Annotated in this window: 24 protein-coding genes; 10 read left to right on the top strand and 14 right to left on the bottom strand. The window is 63.5% G+C overall.

Features of this window, described 5'->3' with window-relative positions:
- Positions 1 to 4: 4 nt before the first annotated feature.
- Complete coding sequence (locus NSE01_RS10355) at positions 5 to 307, bottom strand: hypothetical protein (protein ID WP_246135149.1); 303 nt, start codon at positions 305 to 307, stop codon at positions 5 to 7.
- 102 nt (positions 308 to 409) lie between these two features.
- On the opposite strand from NSE01_RS10355, the gene NSE01_RS10350 reads away from it, so the two are divergent.
- The gene (locus NSE01_RS10350) at positions 410 to 1,540 is read left to right on the top strand and encodes a serine hydrolase domain-containing protein (RefSeq protein ID WP_147159514.1); all 1,131 of its coding nucleotides are present in this window, start codon (positions 410 to 412) and stop codon (positions 1,538 to 1,540) included.
- A gap of 4 nt (positions 1,541 to 1,544) precedes the next feature.
- On the opposite strand, the gene NSE01_RS10345 is transcribed toward NSE01_RS10350, so the two are convergent.
- Together NSE01_RS10345 and pdxH are read right to left on the bottom strand one after the other, a co-directional pair.
- A complete protein-coding gene (locus NSE01_RS10345) occupies positions 1,545 to 2,525 on the bottom strand; it encodes a cation diffusion facilitator family transporter (protein ID WP_147159513.1) in 981 nt (326 codons plus the stop codon).
- Positions 2,526 to 2,544: 19 nt separating this feature from the next.
- Positions 2,545 to 3,174: a pyridoxamine 5'-phosphate oxidase gene (pdxH, locus tag NSE01_RS10340; protein ID WP_147159512.1), complete on the bottom strand. Its 630-nt coding sequence runs from the start codon at positions 3,172 to 3,174 to the stop codon at positions 2,545 to 2,547.
- A 100-nt stretch (positions 3,175 to 3,274) separates the two neighbouring features.
- On the opposite strand from pdxH, the gene NSE01_RS10335 reads away from it, so the two are divergent.
- The 3 genes from NSE01_RS10335 to fabI are packed head-to-tail and all read left to right on the top strand — an operon-like array spanning position 3,275 to position 6,110.
- Positions 3,275 to 4,222, top strand: coding sequence for a DnaJ C-terminal domain-containing protein (locus NSE01_RS10335; RefSeq protein WP_147159511.1), 948 nt, complete (start codon positions 3,275 to 3,277; stop codon positions 4,220 to 4,222).
- Positions 4,223 to 4,282: 60 nt separating this feature from the next.
- Entirely contained in the window at positions 4,283 to 5,263 is a 981-nt protein-coding gene (locus NSE01_RS10330; protein WP_147159510.1) for a YihY/virulence factor BrkB family protein, read from the top strand.
- A 13-nt stretch (positions 5,264 to 5,276) separates the two neighbouring features.
- Complete coding sequence (gene fabI / locus NSE01_RS10325) at positions 5,277 to 6,110, top strand: enoyl-ACP reductase FabI (RefSeq protein ID WP_147159509.1); 834 nt, start codon at positions 5,277 to 5,279, stop codon at positions 6,108 to 6,110.
- A 16-nt stretch (positions 6,111 to 6,126) separates the two neighbouring features.
- Here the strand turns inward: fabI and NSE01_RS10320 are convergent, their stop codons facing one another.
- The 9 genes from NSE01_RS10320 to NSE01_RS10280 all read right to left on the bottom strand — a co-directional run bounded on the left by NSE01_RS10320 (position 6,127) and on the right by NSE01_RS10280 (position 13,453).
- Entirely contained in the window at positions 6,127 to 6,729 is a 603-nt protein-coding gene (locus tag NSE01_RS10320) for a hypothetical protein (RefSeq protein WP_147159508.1), read from the bottom strand.
- A gap of 102 nt (positions 6,730 to 6,831) precedes the next feature.
- Positions 6,832 to 7,344, bottom strand: coding sequence for a demethoxyubiquinone hydroxylase family protein (locus NSE01_RS10315; RefSeq protein ID WP_147159507.1), 513 nt, complete (start codon positions 7,342 to 7,344; stop codon positions 6,832 to 6,834).
- The gene (locus NSE01_RS10310; RefSeq protein WP_147159506.1) at positions 7,341 to 7,835 is read right to left on the bottom strand and encodes a disulfide bond formation protein B; all 495 of its coding nucleotides are present in this window, start codon (positions 7,833 to 7,835) and stop codon (positions 7,341 to 7,343) included. Before NSE01_RS10310 ends, NSE01_RS10315 begins: the two co-directional genes overlap by 4 nt.
- Before the next feature lie 4 nt (positions 7,836 to 7,839).
- Complete coding sequence (locus NSE01_RS10305) at positions 7,840 to 9,180, bottom strand: S41 family peptidase (RefSeq protein ID WP_147159505.1); 1,341 nt, start codon at positions 9,178 to 9,180, stop codon at positions 7,840 to 7,842.
- A 96-nt stretch (positions 9,181 to 9,276) separates the two neighbouring features.
- Positions 9,277 to 10,485 carry a murein hydrolase activator EnvC family protein gene (locus tag NSE01_RS10300; protein WP_147159504.1) on the bottom strand — a complete coding sequence of 403 codons (1,209 nt, stop codon included), beginning with the start codon at positions 10,483 to 10,485 and terminating at the stop codon, positions 9,277 to 9,279.
- A gap of 4 nt (positions 10,486 to 10,489) precedes the next feature.
- Positions 10,490 to 10,915 (bottom strand): 23S rRNA (pseudouridine(1915)-N(3))-methyltransferase RlmH, encoded by a 426-nt coding sequence (locus tag NSE01_RS10295; RefSeq protein ID WP_147159649.1) that lies wholly within the window; start codon positions 10,913 to 10,915, stop codon positions 10,490 to 10,492.
- Between the two features lie 72 nt (positions 10,916 to 10,987).
- On the bottom strand, positions 10,988 to 11,383 hold the full coding sequence (rsfS, locus tag NSE01_RS10290) for a ribosome silencing factor (protein ID WP_147159503.1): 396 nt from the start codon (positions 11,381 to 11,383) through the stop codon (positions 10,988 to 10,990).
- A 103-nt stretch (positions 11,384 to 11,486) separates the two neighbouring features.
- Positions 11,487 to 12,146: a nicotinate-nucleotide adenylyltransferase gene (locus tag NSE01_RS10285; RefSeq protein ID WP_371863210.1), complete on the bottom strand. Its 660-nt coding sequence runs from the start codon at positions 12,144 to 12,146 to the stop codon at positions 11,487 to 11,489.
- The gene (locus tag NSE01_RS10280; RefSeq protein WP_147159501.1) at positions 12,143 to 13,453 is read right to left on the bottom strand and encodes a glutamate-5-semialdehyde dehydrogenase; all 1,311 of its coding nucleotides are present in this window, start codon (positions 13,451 to 13,453) and stop codon (positions 12,143 to 12,145) included. Before NSE01_RS10280 ends, NSE01_RS10285 begins: the two co-directional genes overlap by 4 nt.
- Positions 13,454 to 13,855: 402 nt before the next feature.
- Here NSE01_RS10280 and NSE01_RS10275 point away from each other — a divergent pair, with 402 nt between their 5' ends.
- Positions 13,856 to 14,941: a M23 family metallopeptidase gene (locus NSE01_RS10275; RefSeq protein ID WP_246135146.1), complete on the top strand. Its 1,086-nt coding sequence runs from the start codon at positions 13,856 to 13,858 to the stop codon at positions 14,939 to 14,941.
- A gap of 4 nt (positions 14,942 to 14,945) precedes the next feature.
- Positions 14,946 to 15,302 (top strand): bactofilin family protein, encoded by a 357-nt coding sequence (locus NSE01_RS10270; protein ID WP_147159499.1) that lies wholly within the window; start codon positions 14,946 to 14,948, stop codon positions 15,300 to 15,302.
- Positions 15,303 to 15,381: 79 nt separating this feature from the next.
- Here the strand turns inward: NSE01_RS10270 and NSE01_RS10265 are convergent, their stop codons facing one another.
- Together NSE01_RS10265 and NSE01_RS10260 are read right to left on the bottom strand one after the other, a co-directional pair.
- Positions 15,382 to 16,062 carry a DUF1013 domain-containing protein gene (locus NSE01_RS10265; RefSeq protein ID WP_174812031.1) on the bottom strand — a complete coding sequence of 227 codons (681 nt, stop codon included), beginning with the start codon at positions 16,060 to 16,062 and terminating at the stop codon, positions 15,382 to 15,384.
- Positions 16,063 to 16,224: 162 nt separating this feature from the next.
- Entirely contained in the window at positions 16,225 to 17,208 is a 984-nt protein-coding gene (locus tag NSE01_RS10260; RefSeq protein ID WP_246135145.1) for an NAD(P)H-quinone oxidoreductase, read from the bottom strand.
- Positions 17,209 to 17,358: 150 nt separating this feature from the next.
- On the opposite strand from NSE01_RS10260, the gene NSE01_RS10255 reads away from it, so the two are divergent.
- From NSE01_RS10255 to NSE01_RS10240, 4 genes are all read left to right on the top strand, one after another.
- Complete coding sequence (locus NSE01_RS10255; protein ID WP_147159497.1) at positions 17,359 to 17,577, top strand: DUF1192 family protein; 219 nt, start codon at positions 17,359 to 17,361, stop codon at positions 17,575 to 17,577.
- A gap of 183 nt (positions 17,578 to 17,760) precedes the next feature.
- Positions 17,761 to 20,136, top strand: a complete 2,376-nt coding sequence (clpA, locus tag NSE01_RS10250) for an ATP-dependent Clp protease ATP-binding subunit ClpA (protein ID WP_147159496.1) — start codon at positions 17,761 to 17,763, stop codon at positions 20,134 to 20,136.
- A 93-nt stretch (positions 20,137 to 20,229) separates the two neighbouring features.
- Entirely contained in the window at positions 20,230 to 21,234 is a 1,005-nt protein-coding gene (locus NSE01_RS10245) for a ligase-associated DNA damage response exonuclease (protein WP_147159647.1), read from the top strand.
- A 30-nt stretch (positions 21,235 to 21,264) separates the two neighbouring features.
- The gene (locus tag NSE01_RS10240) at positions 21,265 to 22,860 is read left to right on the top strand and encodes a cisplatin damage response ATP-dependent DNA ligase (RefSeq protein ID WP_147159495.1); all 1,596 of its coding nucleotides are present in this window, start codon (positions 21,265 to 21,267) and stop codon (positions 22,858 to 22,860) included.
- The last annotated feature ends 11 nt before the right edge of the window (positions 22,861 to 22,871 follow it).

Raw genomic sequence — 22,871 nt, 5'->3', positions numbered from 1 at the left:
GCGGTCAATTGCTCCACGGTTCGAGCACGCAGCCCCAACCTTCGCGATAAGTTGCCGTCTGACTTGCGATCAGCGGAAAGCGCGCGGTCACGCTGTGCGCTGCGGTATCTTCCGAAAGGGTGATGAGGTCCATCCCCGGTTCGAAATCCTTGCGGCAATCACCCAGCGGCCTGCCGCCGACAAAGCGGCAGGAGCAGGCGACACGCGCGCCATAGGCGGTCCCGGTGAGCGCATAGCCCTGCAGTTGCGGCCAGGCGAAAGCCCCGGCACCGATCAGGACGGCGATCAGGACAAGGCCCCAGCGCACGTAACGCCGCCGCGGCTGCGTGGAGGAAGGAACCGGTTCGGGGGAACGTAATGGTTTGGCCATTGCCATGCGGGGTCGATCTGGAGAAAAGCTGGCCGCCTGATGGCCCGACGTTCCCTTGCCCTTATCGCCCCGCTCGCGCTTGTGCCAGCCCTGTTCGGATGCAGCCCTGCTGCACCGCCCGCTCCGCCGCCGGTTTCAGCGCAAGCCCTGAAGGCAGTTTCGGCCAATCCCGGCGTCCCGCGTGATGAACTCGCGCGCCGGGTCGACGCGCTGTTCAGCGAAAAGGACGCCTCAGAAACGCGGTCGGTGATCGTGATGCAGGGTGGGCGCGTGATTGCGGAGCGCTATGCGCCAGGGTATCATGAGAACACCCGCTTCGTGAGCTGGTCGATGGCCAAATCGATCACCGGCGTGATGATCGGCATGCTGATCTCGGATGGCCGTCTGCGGCTGGACGAGCCGGCACCGATCCCGGCATGGCAGCGTCCGGGTGATCCGCGAGGCGAGATCACATTGCGCCAGTTGCTGCAGATGCGCTCCGGATTGCGACATGCCGAAGCCATATCGCCGCCATGGAAATCCGATGAAGTGCGCATGCTGTTCCTTGACGGACGCGACGCGATGGCGCGCTACGCCGAGGACCAGCCGCTGCAACACGAACCGGGCCGGAAGTGGGTCTATTCGACCGCCACAAGTGTCATCCTCGCGGATCTTGCCGCGCGCGTGCTCTCGCCCGCACCGGACCCCGAAAGCCGCCGCCGTGCTGTGGCGGAGTACTTGCGCACCCGCTTGTTTGATCCAGTCGGCATGCACTCGATGATTCCGGAATTCGATGCGTCAGGCACGCTGATCGGGGGTAGTCTCATCCACGGCACGGCCCGCGACTGGGCGCGCTTCGGAGAGTTCCTGCGCAATAGAGGCGCCGTGGCGGGTGCGCAGTTGGTTCCGCGCCAGTGGATCGATTTCATGGTCACCCCTTCTCCGCGCGAGGCGCAGTACGGCGCGCAGATCTGGCTCAACCGGACACCAACGACCGGCAAGCCTTCCCTTTTCCCGGAGCAAGGTCCGCGCGACTTGTTCGCGTGCCTTGGCCACCTCGGCCAGTACGTGCTGGTCTCACCATCACGGCAACTGGTGGTCGTGCGCCTCGGGAAAACCCAGGAAGATCAGCTCGATCCGGTGACGAAGCGCCTGGGTGAGCTTGTCGCGCTGTTTCCGCGCGCCAGCTAGGCTGTCAGCGCCGGGCAGGCGCACCCTGTGCCAGTAGCGCGGGACTGGTGCCATCGGCCGCCGGGGCAAGCAGGTCTTCGGGCCCAAGCGCCGCTTCGTCGACATGGCCATCGGGGTCCGGATGGATCAAAATCTCGACGCCGGGAAACGCTTCAAGCAGCTTCGCCTCGATCTCGTCCATCACGCGGTGCGCTTCGGTCACCGTCATTCGCCCATCGACCCAGACGTGGAACTGCACGAAATCACGGTTGCCACTGGTGCGGGTGCGCAGGTCGTGCAGGCCCTTGAGTTCGGGGTGCTGGGCAACGACCGCCAGAAACCGTTCGCGCTTCTCGAGCGGCCATTCGTGATCCATCAACTGCTCGATCGATGCCTGCGACGCCCCCCATGCGCCCCAGCCGAGCCAGAGCGCGATGCCGAACGCAAATGCCGCATCCGCGCCGGCAAGACCAAGCCAATGATCGAGCGCGAGCGCCGCGATCACGGCCAGGTTGAGCACGAGGTCCGATGAGTAATGCAGGTTGTCGGTGGCGATCGCGAGGCTTCCAGTCGTCCGGATCACCCGGCGCTGATAGCCGAGCAGAAGGAATGTCGCGGCGATGGCCACGAGGGACACCACCATGCCGGCTTCCGCATCAGCCGGGCGTCCGCCGCCAAGAAACTCATCGATTGCGCGCCAGGCAAGCCCGAGCGCGGAGAGCGAGATGAGCACGACCTGAAACATTGCGGCGAGCGCTTCGGCCTTGCCATGACCGAAGCGGTGATTGGCATCGGCTGGCTGCGCGCCGATCCAGACCCCGAGCAGCGTGGCAAGGCTGGCAACCAGATCAAGCGCGGTATCTGCGAGGCTGCCCAACATCGACGTGGAGCCGGTGGTGAAAGCCGCATAACCCTTCATCCCCAGCAGCAGCGTCGCGACAGCAATGCTGGCATAGGCCGCCCGGCGATTGAGATCGCTGTGATCGGGGCTGCGGGTCATGTCCATTCTGAAGCCTCGCTATTGCTCAGGGATAGAGCAGCGAACTGGTCCACTCACCTTGGCCGATCCGGGTGAATCGGCGGCGTTCGTGGAGGCGGTAGTCGCGGTCCTGCCAGAACTCGATCGCATGGGGTGTCACTCGGTAGCCTGACCAATGCGCCGGGCGCGGCACGGAACCATCGGGATGTTGCGCCCGCAGTGCTGCCACTCGCTCCATGTAGATCTCGCGCGAGGGCAACGGACGGGATTGGTCCGACGCCGCCGAGCCAAGCCGCGATTCGGGATGGCGGCTGGCGAAATAGACATCCGCTTCGGCGGGCGTGACTTCCATGATCGTGCCTTCAACACGCACCTGACGGCGCAGACTTTTCCAGTGGAACAGTAGGGCGACCTGCGGATTTGCTGCGAGTTCTCCGCCCTTCCGGCTTTCGAAGTTGGTATAGAACACAAAGCCATCTGGCCCATGCCCCTTGAGCAGGACCATGCGCACCGAAGGTGCCGCCCCCGGCGTCGCTGTGGCCAAGGCCATGGCATTCGGGTCGTTGGGCTCGCTGCCCTTCGCCTCGGCGAACCACGCCTCAAAAATGGCGAAGGGATCGGCCGCAGGAATGGCGTCTTCGTTCGTTTCGGTGGCCACGGCTGGGGTCCTGTCCATTACAGACTGCAAGTGATGCGTCGCGTTTCGCCCTAGCCCAGTGCAACCCCGGTGCAAAGCGAGCCTTGCGGGTAAGCCGGCGCGACCCTAGCTAGAGCGTATGGCAGATCCTTATTCCATTCTGGGTGTACCGCGCACAGCGAGCGAAAAGGACATCAAGTCCGCCTATCGCGCGTTGGCAAAGGAATTGCACCCCGATCGCAATGCCGGAAAGCCCAATGCGGCAGAGCGCTTTGCGGAAGTGACGCAAGCGTATGACCTGCTGTCCGACAAGGACAAGCGCGCGCGGTTCGACCGCGGCGAGATCGACGCCGAGGGCAATCCGACCGGCCCGTTCGGTTTCGGTGGCGGTGCAGGCGGAGGTTTTGCCGGCGCCCAGCGCGGCTATCGCCACGACGGCTTCGAAGGCTTTGGTGATAGCGCGGGCAGTGAAGGCATAGATCTCGGCGATATCTTCGAGGGTCTGTTCGGCGGGCGCGGCGGGATGGGCGGCGGTGCGGGCGCTGGCGCGCGCCGGCGCCCAGCCCCACGCGGCGCCAATGTCACTTACACGCTCAAGGTGCCCTTCAATGAAGCGGCCCGCCGCGAACCACAGCGCGTGACCCTTGCCGATGGCAAGACGATCGACCTCAAGTTGCCGCCCGGTCTCGTCGACGGCCAGCAGGTCCGCCTTGGCGGCAAAGGCGAACAGGGGCCAGGAGGCTATGGTGACGCCATCATCACCATCGAGATCACACCCAGCCCCTATTTCGAGCGAGATGGCGATAACATCCTGCTCGAGGTGCCGATCAGCCTGAACGAGGCAGTCGAGGGTGCCAAGGTGCGGATTCCGACGGTCGAAGGCCCAGTGATGATGACCGTGGCCCCGGGAAGCAGCAGCGGCAAGATACTCCGCCTCAAAGGCCGCGGTTTCACGCGCAAGAATGGAGAACGCGGGGACCAACTGGTGACCTTGCTGGTGGATGTGCCTGCCGAAGATCCCGATCTCAAGGCACGGCTTGAGGGGTGGAGCGACAGCCGCGACTTGCGCGCCAGGTTCGCAATCTAGGGCCATGGCTGGCGACGCCCCTGCGCGGACGCCAGTCGGCCCCGCCGAGCAATCCATTCGGTGAACGATCTTTCGCCTGAAGCAAGAAGGCGTGCGGCGCTGGCGCAGCGGCCAGGGCTGGCGGGCGCGGGTGCCCGCCGTGCTCTGCAACTCCGCTCGGTCGAAGTGCTCCGCCGCGTGTGGACCGGGGTGATCCACGACGGCACCATTCATGCCGGCAACTTCGCCTACATGGTGCTGATCGCGCTGTTCCCCTTCTTCATCACCGGCGCCGCACTGTTTTCACTCGTGGGTGAGGCGAATGACCGGACGGCGGCGGTCAACACAGTGCTTGCGGCGCTGCCACCAGTGGTCGCCAATGTGCTTTCTCCTGTCGCGCATGCGGTTATCGAGGCGCGAACCGGCGGGCTCTTGTGGATCGGCGGCGTCGTCGGCCTCTGGACCGTGGGTAGTCTTGTCGAGACAATCCGCGATATCCTGCGCCGTGCCTATGGCACGCGGATTACCCATGGATTCTGGCGCTACCGCCTGATGTCGACGGGACTGATCATCGCGTCGGTCATCCTCATCCTGCTGTCGATTGCGGCACAGGTTGTCATCGGTACGATAATGGAGACCGTCACCACCTTCCTGCCCCAGGCGACCAGCCTGATCGCCACGCTGGCGTTGACGCGCTTCATTCCTGCACTCGTGCTGTTCGGTTCGCTGTGGCTGCTGTTCATCTCGCTCACACCAGGCGCCTATAGCGCCAGAATCTACCCGAAATGGCCGGGCGCGCTCTTTGTCACGCTGTGGTGGCTGGCCGTCACCACGGCGCTGCCCAAGCTGCTCAAGTACCTGTTCCTTTATGACCTGACCTACGGAAGCCTTGCCGGCGTGATGATCACGCTTTTCTTTTTTTGGCTGATTGGCCTAGGGATGGTGATCGGAGCCGAACTCAACGCTGCTTTGACGGAAACGCCGGAAGAGCAGGATCTGGTTGGGCAGGCCGATAATCGGGCCCGCGCAGCGAAAGCCCGCACGCAACAACAGGATGAGTGAAGCAAGAGGTCGCATGACAGGACTTATGGAAGGAAAGCGCGGCCTGATCATGGGCCTTGCGAATGACAAGTCGCTCGCATGGGGGATTGCCCGCAAGCTGCACGAGCAGGGCGCGGAGCTTGCCTTCTCCTATCAGGGCGAAGCGCTGGAGAAGCGCGTGCGTCCACTTGCTGCCAGCCTCGGCAGCGATTTCCTCATCGAATGCGACGTTTCGGACATGGCGGCACTCGATACCGCCTTCGATGCGCTGGCCGCGCGTTGGCCTACGATCGACTTCCTTGTCCACGCTATCGGCTTTTCGGACAAGACCGAACTGCGCGGGAAGTTCATGGATACGTCGCTCGACAACTTTCTGATGACCATGAACATCTCGGTCTACAGCATGGTCGCCGTAACCCGCCGCGCCGCTGCCATGATGCCGCAGGTGGAAGACGAGAACGGCGTGAAGAGCGGCGGCGGCTCGATCGTCACTCTGACCTACTATGGCGCCGAAAAGGTTGTGCCGCACTACAACGTGATGGGCGTTGCCAAGGCCGCGCTTGAAGCAAGTGTGCGCTATCTCGCCAACGATTGCGGACCACAGGGCATCCGCGTCAACGCGCTATCCGCCGGCCCGATCAAGACGCTCGCAGCAAGCGGGATTGGTGACTTCCGCTACATCCTGAAGTGGAACGAACTCAATGCGCCACTACGTCGCAATGTAACGATCGACGACGTTGGCGGTGCCGGTCTCTACCTGCTTTCCGACCTGTCGTCCGGCGTGACGGGCGAAGTGCACCACGTCGATTCCGGCTATCACACCGTCGGCATGAAGCAGGAAGATGCGCCGGATATCGCGCTTGGCTGATGCCGAGGGCTGATGCTTAGGGCTGGGGCGGCGTGGTCAACGGGGCGTCAGGCGCGGGCGTCGCTTGCGCAGCCGGTTTGGCCTCGCCGTCGCGCTCGCGCTTTAGCTTGGCCTCGTATTCCTTTTCGAGCACCTCGACCCGGGCCTGCTCGGCCGCCGTATCGGCATCGATAGTCTTGAGCCGCTTGGCCCGCTCTTCTTCGATCAGCTTGCCGAACTGGACATCGCTGCTCTGCTTCTTCTCGGCGTAAGCGCTGTTGATCAGCTGCGACATGCATCCAGTGGCGCCGCCGGCGCCGACCGGCGAACACGAGTTGGTGCCAAATGCGCCGACGGTCTCATAGGCCTTCACCCGCTGCGTCCAGCCCTGGTTGACCGAATCGTTCGGATTGTCACGGAGCGGCTTGGGAATGCGGAACCGCTCGGATTCGTCCTTGCGGGCGCAGACCGTGATCGAACCATCGGTCGATGCGGGGCAGGGGTCGTCACCATAAACGATCAGCTGGTTGATCTTCTCGGGCGGACTGTCCTCAGACTGCGCGGCCGCCGGAAGAGGCGCGCAAAGCAGCGCGATAAGTGCCGTTGCAGAGGCAAAGGCGGCAGCAGAACGACGCTTCATCGCAGGCAGGCTCCAGTTGGGGGGCATTCCAAGTGATATAAGGCCTCAACCTCGTGAACGATAGCTGAAGTCAGCACCTTGCGATGGATCAAGCACTGCTCATCAGATCCGCTTTGAAACCGCAATCGCCACGCGGCAACCCATGCGGATCGCGTTGAACAGCAGCGGATAGGCGGGGGCTCGTTCCGCCCCGGAGGCCAGCGCCGTATCGCGATGTTCGCGCTCGTCATCACGAAACTCGCGGATCATACCTGCCAGTTCCGGATCTTCGTCGCCGAGTTGTTCGAGTTGTTCGGTGTAGTGCCGGTCGATCTCGGTCTCGATGGCGGCAGTGCAGGCCATTGCCGCCTCGGGACCGATCAGCGCGGTGGCTGCGCCGAGCGCGAAACCAGCGGCCGACCACAGCGGCTGCAGCGCAGTGGGGCGCACCCCGCGTTTCACCAGAAGGGCATCAAAGCGTTCGCGGTGCGCCGCTTCCTGCTGCGCCATCGTCGCGATCTCGCCCGAGATCGCGGTGCGGTCGCCCATGACAGCCAGCTGCCCGGCATAGATACGGATCGCTCCGAACTCGCCAGCCTGATTGACCCGCAGCATCGCTTCGCGCGTTTCAGTCATCGTCCAAGTCCCTTGCTGCGGCGGCCGAGAAGCAAGAGGATCAGCGCCGCACTCGATACCGAAATCAGGAAATTGAAACCGGCGAGGCTGATCCCGAACAAGGTCCAAGCGGGCGTGTCGCACCGGATCAATGGGGCATTCATGATCGACGCCAATGGGTCGCTGCCGAGGCTCGTCGACGAGCACGCAGTCGGCCCCTGCCACCAGCCATACTCGACGCCTGCATGGAAAGCCCCGATCACACCACTTATCCCAATGGCAAGCGCGGCGAGCATGACGAGCGCGTTGCCGAGCCGGGTCCCCCTTGTGGCGAGGCCGCCAAGAGCGAGCGCGATTGCGGCGAAGTGAGGATAGCGCTGCCACCAGCACATGTCGCACGGTGCGAGGCCGAAGCCATACTGCGCGACATAGACAGCGGCGATGAGGGCGCCGGGCACTGCGAGTGCCAGCAGATAGGCGCCTTGCGCCGCGGTATTGACCGACTTCACCATGAGATCAGCGCTTGCGGGCCGCCAGCGCCTGAGGGGCCGTCCGCCCCAGCGTCTGCAGCGCATAGTAGAGTTGGAAGTCGTCGATGCCCTTGGCCTTGAGTTCCTCAGGCGTCATTTTGAAGCGCGGATCCTGGACCTTGTCCCTTTCGAGATCCTTGTCGTCCTTGATCTCGTTGATCAGATGCCCGCGCAAGTCGCTCTCACGGTAGAACCGTTGAGCACGCTTGCGCAGGTCGGGGTCCGAAATCTGCGGCACTGCGATATCCGGATCGATCCCGCCTTCCTGCACCGAGCGACCCGACGGCGTGTAGTAGCGCGCCGTCGTAAGCTTGAGCGCGGTGTCGCGGGTGAGCGGCATCAGCGTCTGCACGCTGCCCTTGCCGAAGCTGCGCTGGCCCATCAGCACCGCACGGTGCTGATCCTGCAGGGCGCCGGCGACAATCTCGGAGGCCGAGGCCGAGCCTTCGTTGATCAGCACGACCATCGGAATGCCCTTGGCGATGTCGCCCGGGGTCATCGATTCGGCGCTGTAGGTTTCGCTGTCGCGCGCATAGCGGCCGCGCTGCGAGACGATCACGCCATGGTCGAGGAACAGGTCCGACAGTGCGACGGCCTGATCGAGCAGACCGCCCGGATTGCCGCGCAAGTCGAGCACCAGCCCGGTGATCCGGCCGCCAGTCTTGGCCTTGATCTGCTTGAACGCGTCAAGCGCTTCACTGCCGACATTGGCGCTGAAGCTCGAAACCGAGATCACGCCCACGTTGCCTTCGACCTTCCAGTCGACCGGCTTCAACTCGATGATCTGGCGGGTGATCTTTACCTCGATCGGCTCGTCCCGGCCCGAGCGGAACAAGGTGAGGCTGATCGCAGTGCCCGGAGGACCGCGCATCTGGTCGACCGCTTCATCGAGCGTGCCCCCATAGATCAGCTTGCCATTGATGTGCGTGATGTAGTCGCCGGCCTTGACGCCTGCGGCATCAGCCGGGCTGCCCTTGGTGGGGGCAATCACCTTGACCGCACCGTCGTCCATGGTGACCGAAAGGCCAAGCCCGCCATAGGAGCCGTCCGTCTGCGTGCGCAGGTTCTCGAAATCGCGGGCATCGAGGTAGGAACTGTGCGGATCGAGCGCGGCGAGCATGCCGTTGATTGCGCCCTTGATCAGTTTGTCGTCGTCAACCGGCTCGACATAGCTCGTCTTGATCCGCTCGTAGACCGCAAGGAGCTTGCTGAACTCCGGCCCCGTGCGCGCATCGACGGCGGCAAGGCCGGCGGTGGATGCCGGAATGAGCGCAACGGCGCTGACCAGCGCAGCGGCACGCAGCAAGGGAACAAACTTGAACGCCATGATCGTCTTTCGGCAGGAAGGGCATCGCCTTGAACTTGCTTGTATAGAGCCGCGACGATTAACGCCAGATGGGCCGGCGCCATGCAGAAAGGGCAATCACGGCCCGATCAGGCCGAGTGGATTGACCGGCGTTCCATCCTTGCGCAGCTCGATCGTCACAGTGGGGCGACCAGGCCCAGCCAGGCCCAGCGGCGATCCCTGCAGCACTTTAGCAGAGACGCCTACGTCTAGGCGGCCGAGGTTGGTGATCAGCGAGGTCCAGCCATCGTCATGATCGATGATGACGATGCGTCCGAAGCCGCGGTAGTCGCCGGCAAAGGCCACACGGCCTGCCGCAGGAGCGACTATCTGCGCGCCAGCCGCTGGAGCAAGGGTGACACCGATCGAACGCGAGGCACCGGTCGCATCGCCGAAGCCGCTGACGATCCGGCCGCTGACCGGCATGATCCATGAGAGGCTGCCTGTGGCAGGCCCGGCGGGTGCGTTCTCGTCGACAACCAGCATCGAACCCGGTCGGTCGGGACGCGGAACAGGTCCCGGCAAGGCAGCAAGCTGAGTGCGCAAGGTGCCATCGGCCTGAAGGCGTTCCATGAGCGCCGCTATATCGCGGGTGTCTTCTGCAAGGGCCAAGGCGCGATCAGCCTCACGGCTGGCAACGCCCTGCGCACTGCGGGATGCGATCCGCTGGCGGCTTTCGACCGCGACGAGCTGCTGCCGCCGGAGATTGAGCCCCTCCTCGCTTGCCTTGAGCGTCGCGGCAGCGCGGCGTGCCTTGTCTTGCAACTGCCGCCCGCGAACGATTTCCGAGCGCAGGCCAGCCGTCCGGCGCTGGACCTCCGGGAGCATCGTCTCAAGCACGGCGCGGAGATAGACAGTCTCACGCAGCGAGTCGGCGCGCATAAGGCTGAATACGAGCGGACGGCGCGACATCAATTGCAGTGCGGCGGTCAGGCGCACCACCGGTTCTTGGCGCTGCGCAATCCGGAGGCGCAGGGCAGCACGCTGCCGGTCGATCTCGCGCACGCTTGCCTGCGCGATCGCGATTTCCGCTTCGGACTGCTGGATTCGCGCAGCAACGGCTGCAGCCTCGCTAGCAGTGCGTTCAGCCGCGGCGGTTGCGCGCCGTGCCGCCTCCTCAAGCGCATCGCCGCGCTTCTGGGCTTCCGCCAACGCGCGCGTGGCCCTCTGCAAGGCTTCACCGGCCTGATCGGTGCTTTCGAATGGCGCATCCTGCGCAAAGCTCTGCAAGCCAGCGAGGCCGGCAAGCGCCAAGGTCATGGCAACCAGCGCGAGGCGTGACGTCATTGCCTCAGCCATCGCGATGGTAGGGGTGGCCGGAAAGGATGCTGGTGGCCCGCCATAGCTGTTCCGCAAGCATGGCCCGCGCCAGCATGTGCGGCCATGTCGCGGCCCCGAAGGCCAGCAGCAGATCGGCACCATCCCTGAGCGGCGCGTCATGCCCGTCCGCAGCACCAATCAGGAAACGCGTCTCGCGCACGCCGTCATCACGCCAGCGCCCCAAAATCTCGGCGAAAGCTGTTGATGCCAGTTGCTTGCCCCGCTCGTCGAGCGCCACGGTGCGCACAGGCGTCGCGGTCGGGACAGGGATCACACCGCCACGATCCGGCAGTTCGGTCACCTTGAAGCCCCAGCTGATCCGGCGCGCGTAGCGCTCAACCAGTTCGGCTTCGGGCGAGCGGCCAATCTTTCCGCGGGCAATCACGTGGAGCAGCATGGTCATGCCCTAGCCCAGAACGACGGCGCAATGAATCCCCGCGCTTCCGGACCTGTGGAGGGCGGCTTGGTTTCAGGCCGCGCCTTGGTCTCCGAAGGCCCACATCCGCTCTAGATTGTAGAAGCTGCGTACTTCCGGGCGGAACAGGTGGACGACGATGTCACCTGCATCGATCAGCACCCAGTCCGCAGCAGGAAGACCTTCGATCCGCACATGGCCGAAACCACCCTGCTTGATACGCTCGGCAAGCTTCTGCGCCATCGAGGCAACCTGCCGGGTCGAGCGACCCGAGGCGATCACCATATGATCTGCCACCGAGCTTTTGCCCTCGAGCGGGATCGTGACGACCTCTTGCGCCTGATCGTCATCAAGCGATCGCAGGACCAGTTCGAGCACCGATCCGGGCGCAGCGGCCGCAGAACCGGAGGCGATGCCGGCATCAACCGGCAAGGGCTGTGGGCTTGTCATGGGTGTGTAGATGGTCTCCATAGCTGAAAATTCAATGTTCCTGAGTGAAAGTGCGTGGGCCGCTGCCACCCGAAAGATCGGGCATTCGGGAGCGGAAAGACGTTCAACGCGGCCCCATCCCTGCGGAGGTCGTAATCGGCCGATGGGTCAACATATCGCGCTGATGCAAGATTGGAGCGCGGCAATGCCATTCGGGATCTGCTGCACGGAGGGCCGTTGCAGAGCGGGCATCGGGGTCAAAGCGCAAGATGACCAGCGCCGGGGCGCTCCAGTTTGCGCCGGTGAAATTCTGACTGTGCTGCCGGCGCCAGCGGCGCAGCCACGCCATGGCGGGGCTCGCCAAGGCACTCGCATCATACCCCGGACGGGCGACAACAGCAATCGGCATCTCGCGTGCGATTTTTCGCCAGCCCCGCCAGCGATGGAACTGCGCGAGATTGTCGGTCCCCATCAGCCAGATGAAGCGGCGCTTCGGGTAGCGGCGCTTGAGCTTGCGTAGCGTATCTATGGTGTAGCGGGTGCCGAGATTGGTCTCGACAGCCGTTACCCGGATTGGCGCGCCACGTGCCGCCTTTCGGGCTGAGGCGAAGCGGGCATCGAGCGGCGCCATACCAGCGGCAGGCTTGAGCACGTTGCCAGGAGAAACGAGCCACCACACCTCATCAAGCGCCAGCGCCTCGCGGGCAAAAAGGCTGATCCGCCGGTGCCCGCCGTGTGCAGGGTTGAAGCTCCCGCCAAGCAGACCGGTGAGCACAGGTCTCAGGGGCGGATCTGCCCGGAGCCGAGAACAAGCCACTTGTAGGTGGTAAGGCCTTCCAGCGCGACCGGCCCGCGAGCATGGAGCCGCCCGGTGGCAATACCGATCTCGGCGCCGAGCCCGAACTCGCCGCCATCGGCGAATTGACTGGAGGCGTTGTGGATCACGATCGCGCTGTCGACTTCCGACAGGAAACGCGCAGCGGCGGCATCATCGTCCGTCACGATGGCGTCTGTGTGACCGGAGGCGTGCCGGGCGATGTGGGCCAGTGCGCCATCGAGTCCATCGACGACGGCAACCGAAAGTACGGCGTCGAGGTACTCGGTGTCCCAGTCCGATGCCTCGGCAGGCTTGATCCGGGGATCGATCGCGCAGGCCCGCGCATCGCCGCGCAATTCACAACCGGCCTCAAGCAGCGGCGCGACAAGACCGTGAGGGTCTGAAAACTGGGCGTCGACCAGCAGAGTTTCCATCGCCCCGCATATGCCAGTCCGGCGCATCTTGGCGTTGAGCGCGATGTCTCGTGCCATCGCTGGATCCGCACACCGGTCAATGTAGGTATGATTGATGCCATCGAGATGCGCGAGCACAGGAACGCGCGCATCGGCTTGAACACGGGCGACAAGGCTCTTGCCGCCGCGCGGCACGATCATGTCGATCAGTCCGCCAGCCGCCAGCATTGCACCCACCGCCGCGCGGTCCTGCGTTGGCATGAGTTGGACGACTTCGGCAGGCACACCGCCTTCGACGAGACCTTCGACCAACGCTGTGTGGATCGCGCGGTTGGATCGCGCGGCCTCGCTACCGCCCCTCAGGAGAGCCGCGTTGCCCGAACGAACGCAAAGCGCGGCAGCATCGGCGGTAACGTTGGGACGGCTTTCATAAATGATGCCGATCAGGCCGATCGGCACCCGCACGCGGCGCAGGACCATGCCGTTGGGTCGCAGGGTTTCGTCGATGATCTGGCCGACCGGATCGCCAAGTTCGGCAACTTGATCGACTGCCGCTGCCATTGCCTCGATCCGCGCAGAATCAAGCCGCAACCGGTCTAACATAGCCGCTGACAGGCCTGCTGCCTTGCCATCGGCAACATCCTGGCCATTCGCTTCCAGAATCGCAGGCGAAGATCGCCGTATCGCTGCAGCACCGAGTCGAAGCGCCTGAGCGCGCGCTTCTGACGGCATCGTGGCGAGCGCACGCTGTGCAGCGCGGCCTGCGCGGGCAAGGCCCTGCACAAGCGCCGGCACATCGATCACAGCTCCATCATGAGCGAGGTGATCGGTGGCACGCTGGGGTGAAGCAAGGGCGTTCATGGGGCGCCCATAACATCATGGACCAAACCTGTCAGCCCGAATGGCGCGAGCCTCGGGATCGCGGCCGAGTCGCTAACCCCTGGCGCTTACCCGGCTGGGATCCGGTCGCAGCAGTGGCACATCGTTATAGATCTGCACGGCTCGTCTACGGAAGAGCACGATTCATCCTGCCCGGTACGTTGCGGATTCGACCGCGGTGCCCGCCATGACTAAGGGGCTCGCTCCCACAAGGCGTCGTCACAGCGAATAGGGACGGGGGTCGCTATCTTACCAGTAACAACTCGGTCCAAGGCGGGTCCGCCGGATGATGGCGGTCGCCCGTCGTCCCGGTGGCGAGCGCTTGTCGAGCGGGTTCGCAGCTGGTTCCCCGACCGCGAATTCTTCATGCGCTCAAATGGGCACGTGCGTTTCATCCGTGTTTCCGCGCAGCTGCAGATGCGCGTTGCGGGCGCGATTGCGGCGGCCGTCCTGGTATGGGTGCTGATGATGGGCTGGATGGTCGTCAGCCAGGCTCTCGCAGTCTACAATCAGGCCTCGCTACTGGAACGTGAGGCCGCCGTCGCAACCGCGGAGAGCCGCGTCACGAGGTATCGATCCAGCTTGGGATCAGTCGCAAGCGATCTCGCGAAACGTCAGGACTTCATCGAAAAGAGCGTACAGGGCGCAATCGGTCCGCTTCCCCGGACACTGCCGTCCGGCTCGGTTTCAGACAGCACCGAAGAAGCCAGCAAGACAGTCCGCAAAATCTCGATGATCCTGCCTGAAGCGACTGGCTTGGCGCAGGTCGAGGCCCAGCAACTTGCGTTTATCGAGACGCTAACACGCTATGCGGATATGCGTTCAGCGCGCGCGGAAATGGCCATGCGGCGCCTTGGCCTGAACCCCCGCACCGTGGCGCCTTCGGACCGCAGCGCGATGGGAGGCCCGCTGATCCCGATGGCCACCGGTCCGGACAACAAGCTTGATCCCCGGTTCGCCCGCTTCGGCGCCAGCCTTGCGCGGATGAGTGCGATGGAGCAGGCGCTGGTGCGCATCCCGAATACGCTCCCGGCCAGCCTTGATTATATCTCGAGCGGGTTCGGCTACCGGGTCGATCCCTTCACCGGGGGCGGCGCTTTCCATGCCGGCCTAGATTTCCGCGGGCCCATCGGTGCCCCCATCCTCGCGGCGGCGGCAGGCACGGTCAGCTTTACCGGCGTGAAACAGGGCTACGGCAACTGCGTAGAGATCAGCCACGGCAATGGTTTGCTAACCCGCTACGCACACATGTCGCGGATCGTGGCCCGCGTTGGTCAGGTCGTGGGTCCGGGCCGTGTCATAGGCGCAATCGGTAGCACTGGCCGCTCCACCGGACCTCATTTGCATTTCGAAGTGCGGATTGCCGACCGTCCGGTCGATCCGCGGCCGTTTCTGGAGGCGATGCCGCATGTTTTCCAAGAAGCCAGTACCGGGGCAGGACACGGTCAGCCGGTCGGCCGGGCCAGGTAGCGCCATGGCAACGCCAACATTCTCAGTCCTGGGCGCCGATCTTGCCGTGAAGGGCGACATCACCGCGAGCGCAGAGCTGCACATCGACGGTCATGTCGAAGGCGACATTACTTGCGCAGGCCTTGTTCAGGGCGAAGCGAGCGCCATCCACGGCGCTATCCGGGCGCAGACCGCGCGGTTGGCGGGGACAGTACGTGGCGGTATCGAAGTGGGACAACTGGTGATCGTCAAGACCGCCCGGATCTGCGGCGATGTGAAGTACGACGTACTGACGATCGAACAGGGCGCCCATATTGACGGGCGGCTGAGCCATGGGCTTGAGCCGGCCACGAGCGATACGACGCCCGATCTCGCAAGCTGAAACGAAAACCCCTCCCGGTGAGGGGAGGGGTTCAGATCTCTGATGCCCGACGCAGGGAAGGGCTTGGAAGGTTGCGGATTTAGCTGTCCGAAATGCCCTCGGCACGGCGCGCTTCAAGCCAGGCAGCCGCTTCGGCTTCCTGAGCAGCCTGCGATGCAGCCTTGGCATGTGCCTCACGCTCGGCGCGCAGTTCCTCGATCAAGGCCTCGCGGTCATTGCCAAGGCGCAGATTGTTTGCGGTATCGTCTTCTTCGATCCCCGCGCGCTTGGCTGCCTTGGCAACGAGCGCATCGAGTTCACGCTGCGAGCACAGACCCAGCGTTACCGGATCCTTCGGGTTGATGTTCGAGATGTTCCAGTGGCTGCGATCACGGATCGCGGCAATCGTGTTGCGCGTGGTGCCGATCAGCTTGCCGATCTGCGCATCCGAGATCTCGGGATGATGGCGCAGGATCCAGGCGATGCCGTCCGGCTTGTCCTGACGCTTGGAGACAGGCGTATAACGCGGGCCCTTGGTGCGGCTCACCGAGATCGGCGCCTTCTGCATGCGCAGGCGGTAATCTGGGTTGGCCTGACCACGCTCGATCTCACTCTGGGTCAGTTCGCCCGAGTGGACCGGGTCGCGGCCGGTATACTTCGCACCGGCAAGATCATCGGCCATCGCCTGCACTTCGAGAATGTGCAGTCCGCAGAACTCGGCAATCTGCTCGAAGGTCAGCGCGGTGTTGTCGACAAGCCACGATGCCGTGGCATGGGGCATCAGTGGAAAGGTGGACTGGTTGCTCAAGGGGAGCCCCTCCGGACAGCGGAAACAATAAGGGCCGCCCCTTGCGGAGCGGCCATCGTGCCCGCGATGTAGGCTAGAGGGCTGCCTACGGCAAGCCCATTCCCATCGATTCGACTGCGAAGATGGCCCTGACGCCTATTGATTTGCGACGAGGACAATCTTGCCGATATGTGCTCCGGCTTCCATCCGGCTATGCGCGGCGGCAGCCTCGGCAAGCGGGAAAGACATGTCCATCACTGGCCGAAGCAGCCCGTCAGCGACCAGCGGCCAGACCATTGAATGGATTTCGTCTGCAAGCAATCCTTTGAATTCATTGGACCGAGGCCGCAAAGTCGAACCAGTGAGCGTAATCCTCCGACGCATTACTTCGGCCATATTGAGTTCGGCCCGCACACCGCCCTGCACCGCGATGGTCACATGTCGGCCGTCATCGGCAAGGCACTTGAGGTTCCGAGCGACGTAGTCTCCTGCGACCATGTCGAGCACGAGATGCACCCCGGCACCATTGGTGATTCGGGCCACTTCCTCGACGAAATCACTGGCTTTGTAGTTAATCGCATGAGCAGCACCGAGCGCGAGCGCAGCGGCGCATTTGTCCGCCCCGCCACAGGTCACGATGACTTCGAGACCAAACAGCTTGCCGAGCAGGATCGCCATGGTGCCGATTCCGCTGGTACCACCATGCACAAGGACGCGCTCGCCTTCGGTCGCCCAACCGCGTTCGAAAACATTGTGCCAAACCGTAAACAACGTTTCCGGCAGCGCAGCAGCCTGATCGAGCGGCAGGCCCTCGGGAACGGGCAGGCACAAGGCCGCTTCGGCAAGACAATACTCTGCATATCCGCCGCCTGCGATGAGGGCACAGACCAACTGGCCGACAAACGGCGTCGTGACGCCAGCACCTGCCGCGACGACCTGCCCTGAAACTTCCAGACCGGGAATGGGCGAAGCACCTGGCGGGGGCGGATAAAAGCCCTGTCGCTGGATGACGTCCGGCCGATTGACCCCAGCATATGCGACCCGCAGGAGAACCTGCCCTGCGCCAGGCACGGGAACGGGCAAAGTTTCCTCCCGCAGCACTTCTGGCGCACCTGGAGAATCAAACCCCACGGCGGTCATTGTCGCTGGTACCGGCTTCATGCCACGCCCCCTGATGCGTTGCGGCGGTCTGGTATTGGATTGCGCCGCGAATTGGTAAACAGTTCGCAGCGCCAAGTACCTACGGAGCCGGTTGACAGCAAGGCTCTAGCAACCACAAAGTGCACAGCGATGGAACTTGATGAGCGCCCGCGCCCGAAAGGCGATCTGGCCAGCCAGCTGGCCTCGGAATCGCTCGACAGTTTTTCGCACCATGAGCTTGATGAGCGCGTGTCCTTGCTTGAGGCGGAGATCGCCCGGGTCATCGCGCATCGCGACAAGGCCGCAGCCCATCGCCGTGCTGCGGACGCTCTGTTTGGCACGCCCTCACCACAGGGCAGTGGATCATGATTTGCGCCGCCCTTCACCTTGGCGGGCGGCGTTCCCATATTGTCATCAAGGCGGGCACTGCGCCCGGCCGGATGTCCCTTTTGCGCAGCTTCGGTTTAGCCCCGGTTAAGCGCAAGCATGTTCATCTCCCGCAAGGGAATCAGCCGAGATCGGCCACCTCACGGTCGACGAGAAAGAAGTGTCATGCCCAGTTTCGCGCAAAGCCTTGAGAAGACGCTGCATTCTGCGCTCAGCAATGCATCCGAGCGCAGCCATGAGTATGCGACTCTGGAGCATCTCCTGCTCGCACTGATCGACGATCCGGACGCCGCACAGGTCATGCAAGCCTGCGGCGTGGATCTGGGAGACCTTGGCGAAGTGGTTCGCCAGTATCTCGATCAGGAGTATCAATCGCTGAAGACGCAGGACAAGGCTGACCCGCAGCCCACCGCTGGCTTCCAGCGGGTGATCCAGCGCGCCATCCTCCATGTCCAGTCTTCCGGCAAGGACACGGTTACCGGCGCCAACGTGCTGGTTGCACTGTTCTCCGAGCGCGACTCTTATGCGGTCTATTTCCTGCAGCAGCAGGACATGAGCCGACTCGATGCCGTGAGCTTCATCAGCCACGGGATCGGCAAGGGCGGACGTCAGGTTGAGAGCCGCAGCCCCAAGGGCAGCGAAGAGGCTCAGCCCCAGCAGGAAGAGAAAAACGAAGCCAAAGCGGGTGCTAAGAAGGATTCGGCGCTCGACCAGTTCACCGTCAATCTCAACGAGAAGGCGCTGAACGGCAAGGTCGACCCGCTGATCGGCCGCGGCCCCGAGGTGGATCGTACAATCCAGATCCTGTGCCGCCGCTCGAAGAACAACCCGCTCTATGTGGGCGATCCGGGCGTAGGCAAGACCGCGATTGCGGAAGGCCTCGCGCGCAAGATCGTCGAGGGCGAAGTGCCCGAGGTGCTCAGCGAGGCGGTGATCTATTCGCTCGACATGGGCGCACTGCTGGCGGGCACGCGCTATCGCGGCGATTTCGAGGAACGCCTCAAGCAGGTCGTCTCGGAGCTCGAGAAGATGCCGCACGCGATCCTGTTCATCGACGAAATCCACACTGTAATCGGCGCCGGCGCAACAAGCGGCGGCGCGATGGATGCCTCGAACCTGCTCAAGCCTGCACTCTCGGGCGGGACGATCCGCTGTATCGGTTCGACCACCTACAAAGAGTTCCGCAATCACTTCGAGAAGGACCGCGCCTTGCTGCGCCGTTTCCAGAAGATCGACGTGAACGAGCCGACGATCGAAGATACTATCAAGATCCTCAAGGGCCTGCGCACTGCCTTCGAAGAGCACCACAAGGTCCGCTACACCCCCGATGCGATCAAGACGGCGGTCGAGCTCTCGGCCCGCTATATCAACGACCGCAAGCTGCCGGACAAGGCGATCGACGTGATCGATGAAGTCGGCGCGATGCAGATGCTGGTGCCGCCCTCGAAGCGCAAGAAGGTGATTACCGCGCGCGAGATCGAGCAGGTCATTGCAACAATGGCGCGCATCCCGCCCAAATCCGTCTCGAGTGACGACAAGAAGGTGCTCGAACATCTCGACCGCGACCTGAAGCGGCTGGTGTTCGGCCAGGACAAGGCGATCGAAGTCCTGTCCTCGGCAATGAAGCTCAGCCGCGCGGGCCTGCGTGATCCGGACAAGCCGATCGGCTCGTTCCTGTTTTCGGGCCCCACCGGCGTCGGCAAGACCGAAGTGGCGCGCAGCCTCGCCCAGATCATGGGCATCCCGCTGCAACGCTTCGACATGTCCGAATACATGGAACGCCATTCGGTCAGCCGCCTGATCGGTGCGCCTCCGGGCTATGTCGGCTTCGATCAGGGAGGTCTCCTGACTGATGCGATCGATCAGCAGCCGCATTGCGTGCTGCTGCTCGACGAAATCGAGAAGGCGCATCCGGACCTGTTCAACATCCTGCTGCAGGTCATGGATAACGGTCGTCTTACCGATCATCACGGCAAGACGGTCGACTTCCGCAATGTCGTGCTGATCATGACCACCAATGCCGGCGCCAGCGACATGGCGCGTCAGGGTATCGGCTTTGGCGACGTTTCGAAGGCGGATGCTGGTGACGAGGCGGTAAAGAAGATGTTCACCCCCGAATTCCGCAACCGGCTCGATGCGATCGTGCCGTTCGCCTACCTGCCGCCCGAAGTCGTCAGCCGCGTGGTTGACAAGTTCATCCTGCAGCTTGAACTGCAGCTGGCCGAGCAGAATGTGCATATTCAGTTCGACAGCGAAGCCCGCGCCTGGCTGGCCAAGCAAGGGTATGACCGGCTCTATGGTGCGCGTCCGATGGGCCGCGTCATTCAGGAAAAGGTCAAAAAGCCGCTCGCGGAAGAGCTGCTGTTTGGCAAGCTGGCCAACGGCGGCGAAGTCCATGTCAGCCTCAAGGAAGAGGAAGGCAAGCCGACTGCATTGTCGTTCGAATTGACCCCCGCCGCGCCGAAGCTCGTCAAGAAGAAGACGCGCAAGGGCAAGGGCGGTTCGGCCACGGCTGAGGAGCCGAACGCCGACGAGGCCTGAAACAGGCGCCAATTGAAGCAAAGGGCGGAGCCTTCGGGTCTCCGCCCTTTTTGTCTCTGGCAACTACGCAGCGATCGCGGCATGCGTCAGTACATGCCCGGATGTTTCACGTGGATCAAAGCGGACCCTATGGGCATCCGCATCGTTCCGGCAGACGCCTGGATCGATCCTGCGCGCCCCGTTGCCCGTGCATTGGTTACGCATGGCCACGCAGACCACGCACGGGGCGGGCATGGCCAAACCGTCGCGACAGCCGAAACGCTTGCCATCATGGGGGTACGCTACGGCGTTGCCGAAGGTGCCCTCTCTGCACCCTATCACGAGCCGATCTCAATCGGCGGGGGCGTTTTGGCGACTTTTCTCCCGGCCGGGCATGTACTCGGCTCGGCGCAGATCCTGCTCGAACATGCGGGCGAACGGGTGATCGTGACAGGCGATTACAAACGGAGCTCCGACCCGACTTGCCAGCCTTTTGCGGTTACCTCCTGCGACTTGTTTATCACCGAAGCTACCTTCGGCCTGCCCGTCTTCCGGCACCCGCCGATCGGAACCGAGATTACGAAGCTGCTGGACGCCCGCGCGAGCAACCCGGACCGCTGTGTCCTGGTGGGAGCCTACGCCTTGGGAAAGGCGCAGCGGATCATTGCCGAACTCCGCGCGGCAGGCTGGCATGAGCCAATCTACCTGCATGGCGCGATGGAACCGATGTGCCGGCTGTATGAGTCGCTTGGCATACCGCTAGGGGATCTGAGATCGATTGCGGGCGTGCCGAAGACAGAACTTGCCGGCGCGATTGTCATCTGTCCACCTTCTGCGCTGACTGATCGCTGGAGCAGACGCCTGCCCGATCCGCTGACGGCCATGGCCAGCGGATGGATGGGTGTTCGTCAGCGTGTGCGCCAACGGGGGGTGGAGCTACCGCTCGTCATTTCGGATCATGCTGATTGGAATGAACTTACCACGACAATCGCCGACGTGAATCCGGCAGAGACGTGGATCACCCATGGCCGGGAGGACGCACTCCTCCGGTGGTGCGAGCTGCACCAGCGCAAAGCCCGTGCATTGGCCCTCACCGGTTACGACGACGAAGATGACTAGGATGTCCCTGCTAGGCCAGGGGGTGTCCTGATGGAGCGCTTCGCCGCACTCCTCGATGCCTTGCTGCTCACCCCCTCGCGCAACGGCAAGCTTGAGTTGATCGCGCGCTACTTGCGCGAATCCCCTGATCCTGATCGAGGCTGGGCACTCGCAGCCCTGACGAGCGCAGTGGATTTTCCCGCGATCAAGGCCGGAACCGTCCGCACACTGATGGCGAGCCGAGTCGATCCGGTCTTGTGGACCCTCTCACGCGATTTCGTTGGCGATACCGCAGAAACAGCGAGCCTGCTTTGGCCCGAACCGGAACAGCCACAAAAGGACCCGCCCCCTACGCTTGGTGAAGTGGTGGACATTCTGTCACAGTCCACACGGGGCAGCGCACCGATTGTTCTTGCTGGTCTGCTGGACCGTCTTGATGCGCAGGGCCGCTATGCGCTGATCAAGTTTGCCACCGGCGCTCTGCGGATCGGAATCTCTGCCCGCCTCGCCAAGGTCGCCTTCGCGCAAGCCTTTGCCGTCCCCGTCGATGAAGTCGAAGAATACTGGCATGGCCAGCAGCCTCCATACTCGGACCTGTTTGCATGGGCCGCCGGATCAGCGCCGCCACCACGAACCGATCTCCTTCCATTGTTCCGGCCGTTCATGCTCGCCCATCCGTTGGAGAAGGAGACGATCGATCTGGCGGACTATGTGGCCGAATGGAAATGGGATGGCATCAGGGTCCAGTTGGTCCACGTAGGCGGGCAGACAAGGGTCTATTCGCGCGGTGGCGACGATATCTCGGCCAGCTTCCCGGAGATTGCGGGCGCGCTGCACTTACCGGCCGTTCTCGATGGCGAACTGCTGATCCGCGGCTCGGCGCAAGGCGGCGAGGCTGGCGGCGCTGCAAGCTTCAATGCCCTCCAGCAGCGGCTCGGCCGCAAAGCGGTTTCCAAAACCCTGCTGGCAGAGGCGCCAGCATTCGTGCGACTCTACGATCTGCTCATCCTGAACGGAGAAGACCTGCGCGAGCTGCCCTGGTCCCAGCGGCGTACCCGGTTGGAAGAACTCTTGCCGCATCTCGACCCGGCACGCTTCGACTTGTCCCGGACGATTGACGCGAAGGATATGGATGCCCTTGCCGAAATCCGCGCCGGCGCACGCGATGCGGCAATCGAGGGTGTCATGCTCAAACATCGCCAGTCGCCCTATGTTGCGGGGCGAAGGACCGGGCTCTGGTACAAATGGAAGCGTGAGCCGCTGCTGATTGATTGCGTGCTGATGTATGCGCAGCGCGGATCGGGCAAGCGTTCGTCGTTCTATTCCGATTTCACCTTCGGCTGCTGGAACGGGGATCCCGATGCCGGTGCGGAACTGCTGCCAGTCGGCAAGGCCTACTTCGGGTTCACCGATGAGGAACTCCGGTTCCTTGATCGGCATGTCCGCCAGCATACGGTGGCGAAGTACGGCCCGGTCCGCGAGACAGACCGCAGCCTCGTGTTCGAAGTTGCGTTCGATTCCGTCCACCTCAGCAAGCGGCACAAATCGGGCGTCGCGATGCGTTTTCCGCGCATCCATCGGATCCGGCAGGACAAGCCGGCGCACGAAGCGGATCGGCTCGAAACCCTGCGCGCGATGGTCACTTGATCTCGGTCAAG

It is taken from the genome of Novosphingobium sediminis, assembly GCF_007991615.1.
Classification (GTDB): domain Bacteria; phylum Pseudomonadota; class Alphaproteobacteria; order Sphingomonadales; family Sphingomonadaceae; genus Novosphingobium; species Novosphingobium sediminis.
The sequence above is the reverse complement of the archived record's forward strand: the minus strand, read 5'-3'. Positions and strand labels throughout refer to the sequence as shown.

Bases quoted from the DNA above. Each gene is read 5' to 3' on its own strand.
- pdxH (WP_147159512.1), bottom strand. From the start codon at position 3,174: ATGGACAGGACCCCAGCCGTGGCCACCGAAACGAACGAAGACGCCATT.
- NSE01_RS10280 (WP_147159501.1), bottom strand. From the start codon at position 13,453: ATGAACGCCCTTGCTTCACCCCAGCGTGCCACCGATCACCTCGCTCAT.
- NSE01_RS10335 (WP_147159511.1), top strand. From the start codon at position 3,275: ATGGCAGATCCTTATTCCATTCTGGGTGTACCGCGCACAGCGAGCGAA.
- NSE01_RS10350 (WP_147159514.1), top strand. From the start codon at position 410: ATGGCCCGACGTTCCCTTGCCCTTATCGCCCCGCTCGCGCTTGTGCCA.
- NSE01_RS10310 (WP_147159506.1), bottom strand. From the start codon at position 7,835: ATGGTGAAGTCGGTCAATACCGCGGCGCAAGGCGCCTATCTGCTGGCA.
- NSE01_RS10260 (WP_246135145.1), bottom strand. From the start codon at position 17,208: ATGACCGCCGTGGGGTTTGATTCTCCAGGTGCGCCAGAAGTGCTGCGG.
- NSE01_RS10270 (WP_147159499.1), top strand. From the start codon at position 14,946: ATGGCAACGCCAACATTCTCAGTCCTGGGCGCCGATCTTGCCGTGAAG.
- NSE01_RS10300 (WP_147159504.1), bottom strand. From the start codon at position 10,485: ATGACGTCACGCCTCGCGCTGGTTGCCATGACCTTGGCGCTTGCCGGC.
- NSE01_RS10265 (WP_174812031.1), bottom strand. From the start codon at position 16,062: ATGCCCCATGCCACGGCATCGTGGCTTGTCGACAACACCGCGCTGACC.
- NSE01_RS10295 (WP_147159649.1), bottom strand. From the start codon at position 10,915: ATGCTGCTCCACGTGATTGCCCGCGGAAAGATTGGCCGCTCGCCCGAA.
- clpA (WP_147159496.1), top strand. From the start codon at position 17,761: ATGCCCAGTTTCGCGCAAAGCCTTGAGAAGACGCTGCATTCTGCGCTC.
- NSE01_RS10320 (WP_147159508.1), bottom strand. From the start codon at position 6,729: ATGAAGCGTCGTTCTGCTGCCGCCTTTGCCTCTGCAACGGCACTTATC.
- rsfS (WP_147159503.1), bottom strand. From the start codon at position 11,383: ATGACAAGCCCACAGCCCTTGCCGGTTGATGCCGGCATCGCCTCCGGT.
- NSE01_RS10345 (WP_147159513.1), bottom strand. From the start codon at position 2,525: ATGGACATGACCCGCAGCCCCGATCACAGCGATCTCAATCGCCGGGCG.
- fabI (WP_147159509.1), top strand. From the start codon at position 5,277: ATGACAGGACTTATGGAAGGAAAGCGCGGCCTGATCATGGGCCTTGCG.
- NSE01_RS10255 (WP_147159497.1), top strand. From the start codon at position 17,359: ATGGAACTTGATGAGCGCCCGCGCCCGAAAGGCGATCTGGCCAGCCAG.
- NSE01_RS10315 (WP_147159507.1), bottom strand. From the start codon at position 7,344: ATGACTGAAACGCGCGAAGCGATGCTGCGGGTCAATCAGGCTGGCGAG.
- NSE01_RS10240 (WP_147159495.1), top strand. From the start codon at position 21,265: ATGGAGCGCTTCGCCGCACTCCTCGATGCCTTGCTGCTCACCCCCTCG.
- NSE01_RS10305 (WP_147159505.1), bottom strand. From the start codon at position 9,180: ATGGCGTTCAAGTTTGTTCCCTTGCTGCGTGCCGCTGCGCTGGTCAGC.
- NSE01_RS10245 (WP_147159647.1), top strand. From the start codon at position 20,230: ATGCCCGGATGTTTCACGTGGATCAAAGCGGACCCTATGGGCATCCGC.